The sequence below is a fragment of the Blautia sp. AF14-40 genome (assembly GCF_003479665.1).
GTDB classification, from domain to species: domain Bacteria; phylum Bacillota; class Clostridia; order Lachnospirales; family Lachnospiraceae; genus Fusicatenibacter; species Fusicatenibacter saccharivorans.
Genome location: NZ_QUHK01000055.1, coordinates 1 through 7,174 on the forward strand (window position 1 = coordinate 1; position 7,174 = coordinate 7,174).

Annotated in this window: 12 protein-coding genes and 1 pseudogene; all 13 read left to right on the forward strand. The window is 48.7% G+C overall.

What is annotated here, in order from left to right; all coding sequences use genetic code 11:
• Positions 1-501: phage replisome organizer N-terminal domain-containing protein (locus DWW13_RS17370; protein ID WP_243026186.1), on the forward strand; the 501-nt coding region annotated here is incomplete at its 5' end.
• Positions 498-1,361, forward strand: coding sequence for an ATP-binding protein (locus tag DWW13_RS17375; protein WP_117888737.1), 864 nt, complete (start codon positions 498-500; stop codon positions 1,359-1,361). The genes DWW13_RS17370 and DWW13_RS17375, both read left to right, overlap by 4 nt.
• 64 nt (positions 1,362-1,425) lie before the next feature.
• Complete coding sequence (locus DWW13_RS17380; protein WP_431978759.1) at positions 1,426-1,599, forward strand: transposon-encoded TnpW family protein; 174 nt, start codon at positions 1,426-1,428, stop codon at positions 1,597-1,599.
• Positions 1,600-1,676: 77 nt separating this feature from the next.
• Entirely contained in the window at positions 1,677-2,042 is a 366-nt protein-coding gene (locus DWW13_RS17385; protein ID WP_117888738.1) for a hypothetical protein, read from the forward strand.
• An 85-nt stretch (positions 2,043-2,127) separates the two neighbouring features.
• A pseudogene (locus DWW13_RS17390) lies at positions 2,128-3,015 on the forward strand (VirD4-like conjugal transfer protein, CD1115 family); the annotation flags it as partial.
• 89 nt (positions 3,016-3,104) lie between these two features.
• Positions 3,105-3,263 (forward strand): Maff2 family mobile element protein, encoded by a 159-nt coding sequence (locus DWW13_RS17395; protein ID WP_003500126.1) that lies wholly within the window; start codon positions 3,105-3,107, stop codon positions 3,261-3,263.
• 155 nt (positions 3,264-3,418) lie between these two features.
• A complete protein-coding gene (locus tag DWW13_RS17400) occupies positions 3,419-3,691 on the forward strand; it encodes a helix-turn-helix domain-containing protein (RefSeq protein ID WP_118720703.1) in 273 nt (90 codons plus the stop codon).
• Complete coding sequence (locus DWW13_RS17405) at positions 3,651-4,028, forward strand: TnpV protein (RefSeq protein ID WP_118720705.1); 378 nt, start codon at positions 3,651-3,653, stop codon at positions 4,026-4,028. The genes DWW13_RS17400 and DWW13_RS17405 overlap by 41 nt, the downstream gene beginning before the upstream one ends.
• 51 nt (positions 4,029-4,079) lie before the next feature.
• Positions 4,080-4,451 (forward strand): VanZ family protein, encoded by a 372-nt coding sequence (locus tag DWW13_RS17410; protein WP_118720707.1) that lies wholly within the window; start codon positions 4,080-4,082, stop codon positions 4,449-4,451.
• A gap of 385 nt (positions 4,452-4,836) precedes the next feature.
• The gene (locus DWW13_RS17415) at positions 4,837-5,805 is read left to right on the forward strand and encodes a DUF6017 domain-containing protein (RefSeq protein ID WP_015529214.1); all 969 of its coding nucleotides are present in this window, start codon (positions 4,837-4,839) and stop codon (positions 5,803-5,805) included.
• Positions 5,806-5,829: 24 nt separating this feature from the next.
• Positions 5,830-6,048, forward strand: a complete 219-nt coding sequence (locus tag DWW13_RS17420; protein WP_015529213.1) for a DUF5348 domain-containing protein — start codon at positions 5,830-5,832, stop codon at positions 6,046-6,048.
• A gap of 94 nt (positions 6,049-6,142) precedes the next feature.
• Entirely contained in the window at positions 6,143-6,625 is a 483-nt protein-coding gene (locus tag DWW13_RS17425) for a PcfB family protein (protein WP_107572487.1), read from the forward strand.
• Positions 6,622-7,174, forward strand: a 553-nt coding sequence (locus DWW13_RS17430) for a type IV secretory system conjugative DNA transfer family protein (RefSeq protein ID WP_147398336.1), incomplete at its 3' end; no start/stop codon positions are given. The genes DWW13_RS17425 and DWW13_RS17430, both read left to right, overlap by 4 nt.

A 7,174-nucleotide genomic window follows, 5' to 3' on the forward strand; every position in this document is an offset into this window, starting at 1 on the left:
GAGAGAGCCTTGCAGATCTTTTTGAAGCTGGGTCTTGTGGAAGTGCTGGAGAGCGGCACATTCTACATGAGCAACATCGAACTTTTAATAGGCCAGTCCTCTACCGAGGCCGAGCGAAAGCGGGCTGCAAGGCTTCAAAATAAGGCTCTTTCTGCGCCCCGGACAAACGGCGGACATTTGTCCGACATTCGTCCACCAGAGATAGAGTTAGAGAAAGAGATAGAGATAAAGAGAGAGATAGAGAAGGGACGCTCCGCCCGCGCCTATGGCCGTTACCAGAATGTTTTCCTGACGGACGAGGAAATGGCAGACTTGCAGGCCAGCTTTCCCACTGTATGGGGCCAGTACATCGAAAAACTGTCCGAGTACATGGCTTCTACCGGCAAGCGTTATCAGAGCCATGCAGCGACCATCCGGCGCTGGGCCGGTGAGGACGCGAAGAAAGCAGCCCCGCCCACCCGCAACCGGGATTACAGCGTAAAGGAGGATGAAACCGTATGATTGAGATTACCGCAGAAATCCGGGCGCTGATCGACAAGGCAGCCGCCGGTGTGGAACTGGCCGGGGACGAGTACATAGACCCGGCAGACGGCCTCATTCACTGTAAGAAGTGCGGCGGCCAGAGGCAGACCGTTGTGCCATGCTTTGGGAAATCCGGCTACTTTATGCCGCGCTGCATCTGCCAGTGCCAGCGGGAGGCTGAGGAGCAGCGCAAGACTGCTGAAGAACGGCAGCGCCGCATGGAGCGTATCAAACGCCGAAAGGCACAGGGCTTGCAAGACCGCTATCTCTATGACTACACCTTTGCCAACGACAACGGCGAAAACCCATTGATGGACAAGGCCCGCGCCTATGTGGAGAACTGGAAGGAGGCATACAGGAACAACACCGGCCTGCTTCTGTTTGGGGATGTGGGAACCGGCAAGTCCTTTTTAGCCGGTTGTATCGCCAACGCTTTGCTTGACCAGGATGTGCCGGTGCTGATGACGAACTTTCCCACCATCCTGAACCGCCTGACCGGGATGTTCTCTGAGGACAGGTCGGAGTTTATTGCCAGCTTTGACGAGTATGACCTGCTTATCATTGACGATCTGGGAGTAGAGCGCAGTACCGAATATGCTATGGAGCAGATGTTTTTCGTCATTGACAGCCGCTATCGCAGCCGCAGACCCATGATTATCACAACAAACTTGAAACTGTCCGAGCTGAAAAACCCGCCTGATCTGGCCCACGCCCGTATCTATGACCGTATTCTGGAACGGTGTGCGCCGATTCTCTTTGACGGAAAGAATTTCCGGGAAGAAAATGCCAGTGCTACCCGACAGGCAGCAAAAGACATTGTAAGCAGTAAGCATGACTGATTTTTTACCGGGCGGCACAGACCCGTTCGGAGAAAGGAGCGCCATGAACAGAGAACCCCGTACTATGCAGGCGGCAGATGCCGCTACTGTGTCCAGAGCGCCGGAAAACACGCCAGCGATGGTAAAGAAAATCGGCAAGACAACCTACAAGGTTCATGTCCATTTCAGCAATACCAGCACAGAAACCATGAGCGATAAAATCAAGCGTATGCTCAAAAATGAAATTCAGCAGATGTGAAAGACTGATAAACGAAGCCGCCTTGTGCTAAACTGATGGTGGTACGCACCAAAACTTTAGCCAAGGAGGACATGAAAATGCTGTACACAGAAAAAGAGAAGCATGAAATTGAACGAGTAAAGGAGGTCTTTGCGGAACATCTGCGGCAAAGCCCTGATTTTGAACTGCTCTGGTCGGACAAGGTAGGCTATGTCTGGCTGACGATTAGTGTCAATCCGGTCTATGTGGATACCGGTATCAGAATCGAATCAGCCGCCGATCTCTGCGGCAGGTGTTTGGATGATGTTGCTACGGATGTTTTATATATGACAGGCAACGATCATGCACTGGAAGCAGCCGATCCGCTGGAATTGGCCGAAATCAAGCGGCGCTGGGAGCCATATATCAACCAGCTGCCAGACTATGCGTATCTCTGCAAAGACCTGCTGAACGGAAAAATGTAATCTATCAAACGAGGTGTCAGGAGCCATACGGTGCTTCTGGCACCTTTTTTGTAGATTTTTGTGAATTTGATTAAAAAGTCCTTGACAATTTGTCTCTGGCAAGACAGCCAAAAGCATTTTGATTTCCTGCGGTGCAAGACTGGCTCCCTTTGATATTCCCCAGCTTCGGGAGATCATGTCTTATGACGAACTGGAGCTTGATAAGCTGGGGGACGAAAAATCGGCGCTGTTCTTCCTTATCAGCGACACGGACACCACCTACAACTTTTTGGTTGCCCTTGCTTTCTCGCAGATGTTCAACCTTCTGTGTGAACGGGCTGACAACACCTATGGCGGGCGTCTGCCCTACCATGTGCGGGTGCTGTGGGACGAGGCTGCCAACACCGGGCAGGTGCCGGGGCTGGAAAAGATTGTGGCCGTCATTCGCTCCCGGGAGATCAGCCTGACGCTCTTTTATCAGGCTATGAGCCAGTGCAAGGCATTGTACAAAGACCATTCCGAAACCATCATGGGAAACATGGACAGCATCGTGTTCCTCGGAGGCCGGGAGGCTTCCACCCTAAAGGATATTTCGGAAAACTGGCTGGGCAAGGCCACCATCTCCATGCAGACCGAGGGCCGAAGCCGTGGACAGTCTGAAAGTTACAGCCAGAATATGCAGAGGCTTGGCCGGGAGCTGATGACCACCAGCGAGATCACCACCATGCCCGGGGATAAATGTATCTTGCAGCTTCGGGGGCTCCCGCCCTTCCTGTCCCCGAAGTATGACTTGAAAAAGCACCCGAATTACAAGTACACAGCCGAATTTGATAAAAAGAAAAACGCCTTCCGCTTGGAAAGCCTGTTCCGCCACCGGCCATTGAGACTAAAGCCGGAGGACGAATACACGGTGTACGAAGTGGACGGCTCCGACACAGACGAAGAAGCTGACCTGTTGAATTTCGATGATCTGGACAGCGACGAGTTTGTGTAACTTCGGGCCATGATGACCCGAAGCGCCGCCGATGTGGGCGGCTTTTTTTGTACCCAAAACCATCAAACAAACAAAATGGAGGAACGTATATGGAATTTTTCAATCAGGCAATCGACATTCTTAAAATTCTGGTCATGGCTCTTGGCGCTGGTCTGGCGGTATGGGGCGTCATCAACCTTCTGGAAGGTTACGGGTCGGACAACCCTGCGGCAAAAAGCCAGGGCATTAAGCAGTTCATGGCTAATTAAAGGGAACAAAAAGAAAGGAAAAGCACAATCCAGACGGTATCAGCGGCAGGCTACAAGAATAAATTGTGATTTCACAAGATTGGTGCTATAATAAGAGAAAAGTTCCTGCCGGGGCAGCCGCCCCGGTGGTATGGATAGAAAGGCAGGAAAACAATATGCACATCAGCTATAAACCACTCTGGCACACACTGTTAGAGCGTGATATGAGGAAAGAGGATTTAAGGCTTGCCGCTGGTATGACAACGAATATGATTGCCAACATGAGCAAAGAGGGAAAGCACATCAGCATGGACACATTAGCCCGTATCTGTGAAACGCTGAATTGTGAGATTACCGATGTGATTGAGTTAGTACCAGACGAGCCTGCTTCCATAGGAGGTAAGAAACATGAGCGAATTGAAACCAAGAATAACGGAAAACGGAATTGATTATATCCTTGTCGGAGATTACTACATCCCGGACTTGAAACTGTCGGAAGAACGCCGCCCCATCGGAAAGGATGGACGGATGCACCGGGAATATTTAAGAGAAGTCCACCCAGCCAGATTGAACACATTGGTACTGACCGGAGAATTGTGGACATATCTTGCAGACCTGAACGAACAGGCACAGGAACGGTTAGACACTATCATGGAGCAAATGAAAGCTGCCGAGGGCGTGACCGAGGACTTGAAGCGTACCCGTCAAATGGAATGGGTGCAGCGGTGCAATAATATCCACAACCGGGCAGAAGAAATTGTTTTGCATGAGATGATTTATTCATAACGGTATGATAGAATGATTATGACAAATTCTGAGTTGTGGAGGTAGAAAAACATGTATAGAATATATAGTGCACTTATCGAAATTGTTGCGGCAGCTGTTTTTATAATTCCTATTTGGTGCATATATAACAAGTTATGTTTTCATAGCTGGAAACGAACTATTATTTATATGGTATTTGGGTTTTATTTTACTGCAGTCTTAGCACTTGTAGGCTTTCCTAATATAGCATCTCTGAAAATTGATTTTGCAGTGAACATTATCCCGTTTTTGGATATGGTTTCGGATTTCATTAATGCTTGTTTGAATATACTTTTATTTGTTCCATTTGGTTTCTTTTTGCCGATATTGTGGGATAAATTTAGAAACATTAAAAATATTGCCTTAATGGGATTTATAGTTACAAGTTTAAACAAAATTAGTTGATTGTCTTGAAAAATGCTTGATTTGCAGGCATATTCGCAGGTTTGCAGATTGATTTTACTACTCATTTACTACTTTTAACGAATTGAGCCTTGATATGCAAAAAGCACCTGCGGACTGCCGGATAGACCGCTGCACCACCTTACGCGGCACGTCGAAAAGAAAAAATAAAATAAGCACCACCTATAAGGCGGCGTTTCTCACTCCTACACAGGAGAACAGGAACGCTGCTTTTTTTATGCCCTCGTGTTACGCAGTAAGGGCAAACAAAGCCTTGATTTATGCGGCTCTTAGAGCGTGGAAATGAGAAAGACAAGGGTTGATACCTTTTCCCTCAAAACCGCGTTTCTACTGCGTAACAAATCCAACGAAAAGGAGTGACGAAGCTATGGCAGTTTTCCGCGTGGAAAAGAACAAAGGTTATACCGTTATGAGCAACCACCATTTACGCAACAAGGAGCTTTCCTTAAAGGCAAAGGGCTTGTTGTCGCAAATGCTCTCACTTCCCGAAGATTGGGACTACACCCTTGCAGGACTGTCCCTTATCAACCGGGAAAAGATTGACGCTATCCGGGAAGCAGTACGGGAACTGGAAAATGCCGGATATATACAGCGTTCAAGGGAACGTGATGAGAAAGGATGCTTACGCGGTACAACGTATGTTATCTATGAGCAGCCGCCTAAGTTGGATTTACCTACATTGGAAAAACCAACATTGGATAATCCAACATTGGAAAAGCCTATGTTGGAAAAACCTACGTTGGAAAATCCAACGCAATTAAATAAAGAACTATTAAAGACTAACTTACCAACAAAAGAAAAATTAAATACAGATATATTAAGTACCCATTCCATTCCTTTCCATTCCCTAAATCCCTTTCCCTTAGAGGACGCGGCACAGCCGCCGGAACGGAAGCGAAAGGAAACGACAGACGCATATCGCGTGTATGAGGAAATCATCAAGGACAATATCGAGTACGACTATCTGATACAGGACAGATACCTTGACCGGGACAGGATAGAGGAAATCCTTGCCCTTATTCTTGAAACCGTCTGCACCAAACGAAGAACAATCCGTATCGCCGGGGACGACCACCCGGCAGAGCTTGTAAAAGCAAAATTTATGAAACTGAACAGCGAACATATCCGCTTTGTACTGGACTGTATGCAGGAAAACACCACCAAAATCCGCAACATCAAGCAGTACATGAAAGCTGCCCTTTTCAATGCCCCGTCTACGATTGGCAGCTATTACACGTCCCTTGTATCTCACGATATGTACGGCGGGCGCACTATCCAGTCGGCAAGAAGCAAGGGCATACCCGATTACACCTGCAACGAGGGCGAAAGCCTGTAAACCAACCTAAAGGAGGATTTTATGATGACACAGAGAACAGGAGCTTTGATTTTTGATGAAACCGCTGACCGCTACGACATTCGCTTTGACGTAAACGACTATTACGGGGGTTTGCATTGCGGCGACTGCATGGAGGTCTTTGTGCGGGGCAAATGGAAGCCTACCCGTATGGAGTACGGGGACAACTGGTATCTTGTAGGTATTCGGGCGGCAGACCTTTCCGGGCTGCGGGTACGGATTTAACAGGGCGGCGTGAAAGCGGACGCTCTTTTTTTCATGCCCGCCCCGCTTCCCGGCGGCGGGCATACCACCATAGAACACGAAAGGAGGACACCCATTGCAGGAGGAAACCAACGAAAAGACCATAGCCCTTTACATCAAGACCGGGAAGCTGACGGCGCAGCAGCTCCAAAAGGCTATGAAAGCCCTGCTTGCACAGATGAAAAAGCAGCATGACAGACAGAAAATCCCGCATGGAAAGCAGACCCTAAAGCAGCTTATGAAGCAGAACGCGGGCGTTTCCAACATTGAAATCACAAAGGACAATATCAAAGCCTTTGAGAGTACGGCGAAAAAATACGGGATTGACTTTGCCCTAAAGAAAGACAGCACCGAAACCCCGCCCCGCTATCTTGTGTTTTTCAAGGGACGGGACGCGGACGCACTGACCGCAGCTTTCAAGGAGTTTTCCGCAAAGAAACTGACGCAGGAACAAAAGCCCCCTATCCGAAAGCTGATTGTTTCCCTCAAAGAAAAGGCGGCGGCTCTGAACACACAGCGGGACAAAGTAAAAAACAAAGACAGGGGGATTGCAAGATGAACGCTATCAACTGGAAAAAACTGCTGCTTCCCAACATTCCCTATCTGTTCTTTGTGTATCTTTTTGATAAAGTCGGGCAGGCGGTACGCCTTTCGCCGGGGGCTGACCTGTCCGGCAAGGTGTTGTCGCTTGGGGAGGGATTTTCTATGGCTTTTGCAAACCCGCTTCCGAGTTTTGCCCCTATGGATTTGCTTATCGGTATTGCGGGGGCTGTCCTTATCCGGCTTATGGTGTACTTCAAAGGCAAGAACGCGAAGAAATACCGGAAAGGTATCGAATACGGCTCTGCCCGTTGGGGGACTGCCGAAGATATTAAGCCCTACACCGACCCGGTATTTCAGAATAACGTGCTGCTGACGCAGACGGAACGGCTTACCATGAACAGCCGCCCGAAGCAGCCGAAGTATGCAAGGAATAAAAATATCCTTGTTATCGGGGGAAGCGGCAGCGGAAAGACGAGATTTTTCGTGAAGCCCAACTTAATGCAAATGCACAGCAGCTACGTTGTAACCGACCCGAAAGGAACGGTTTTAGTCGAGTGCGGGAAGC

Excerpts from the sequence above, each read along its gene's own strand:
- DWW13_RS17375 (WP_117888737.1), top strand. The coding sequence starts at position 498 with ATGATTGAGATTACCGCAGAAATCCGGGCGCTGATCGACAAGGCAGCC.
- DWW13_RS17380 (WP_431978759.1), top strand. The coding sequence starts at position 1,426 with ATGCAGGCGGCAGATGCCGCTACTGTGTCCAGAGCGCCGGAAAACACG.
- DWW13_RS17385 (WP_117888738.1), top strand. The coding sequence starts at position 1,677 with ATGCTGTACACAGAAAAAGAGAAGCATGAAATTGAACGAGTAAAGGAG.
- DWW13_RS17395 (WP_003500126.1), top strand. The coding sequence starts at position 3,105 with ATGGAATTTTTCAATCAGGCAATCGACATTCTTAAAATTCTGGTCATG.
- DWW13_RS17400 (WP_118720703.1), top strand. The coding sequence starts at position 3,419 with ATGCACATCAGCTATAAACCACTCTGGCACACACTGTTAGAGCGTGAT.
- DWW13_RS17405 (WP_118720705.1), top strand. The coding sequence starts at position 3,651 with ATGAGCGAATTGAAACCAAGAATAACGGAAAACGGAATTGATTATATC.
- DWW13_RS17410 (WP_118720707.1), top strand. The coding sequence starts at position 4,080 with ATGTATAGAATATATAGTGCACTTATCGAAATTGTTGCGGCAGCTGTT.
- DWW13_RS17415 (WP_015529214.1), top strand. The coding sequence starts at position 4,837 with ATGGCAGTTTTCCGCGTGGAAAAGAACAAAGGTTATACCGTTATGAGC.
- DWW13_RS17420 (WP_015529213.1), top strand. The coding sequence starts at position 5,830 with ATGACACAGAGAACAGGAGCTTTGATTTTTGATGAAACCGCTGACCGC.